This window comes from Sphingobacterium bovisgrunnientis, from assembly GCF_009829085.1.
Lineage (GTDB): Bacteria > Bacteroidota > Bacteroidia > Sphingobacteriales > Sphingobacteriaceae > Sphingobacterium > Sphingobacterium bovisgrunnientis.
Genome location: NZ_WUQY01000131.1, coordinates 1 through 484 on the forward strand (window position 1 = coordinate 1; position 484 = coordinate 484).

The 484-nt window shown below is 28.7% G+C and carries 1 protein-coding gene; it reads right to left on the minus strand.

The window, feature by feature from the left end; genetic code table 11:
* Window positions 1-182: 182 nt before the first annotated feature.
* The gene (locus tag GOQ16_RS17295) at window positions 183-434 is read right to left on the minus strand and encodes a hypothetical protein (protein ID WP_160070438.1); all 252 of its coding nucleotides are present in this window, start codon (window positions 432-434) and stop codon (window positions 183-185) included.
* Window positions 435-484 lie beyond the last annotated feature (50 nt).

The following is a 484-nucleotide window of genomic DNA, read 5'->3' on the forward strand; positions in this document are numbered from 1 at the left end:
AACAAATTTTAAACAATTCAATTCCCTACAATTCATTTTCTTTCCATCCAAATTTCACCACTCCAATCAAAGATTCTAAGGGTCTGTTTGATGGGCGAAAATTTTCCCAGGAAGTTGGAATCGTATTCTAACTTTCACTTTTGCGCTGTTTGATAGTGTTTTTTTTTTCATGGAATTGGTTTTCAGCATTTTCCAAGGTACAACCACTTGAAGCGTGATTCCGTGGAATTCAATTCCTTACCATATGGTGGGAATTGATTTTCAACTCTTTTTTTTTTTTTTTTTATTATCTCTTTTCTGATTTCCAAAGGTATATCTTTTAGTTTTATAAGTATGATTTTTAAAGTTTCTTTCTTTATTATATGTTTTGTTATTATTATATTAAATCTTTCTTTCATTATTTTATATCTATTTCCTAAATCTTCTATTATCATATTATGATTATGAACATGACTCTGATATCAATTAGAGTTGGGGAGGAAGG

Excerpts from the sequence above, each read along its gene's own strand:
- GOQ16_RS17295 (WP_160070438.1), bottom strand. The coding sequence starts at position 434 with ATGATAATAGAAGATTTAGGAAATAGATATAAAATAATGAAAGAAAGA.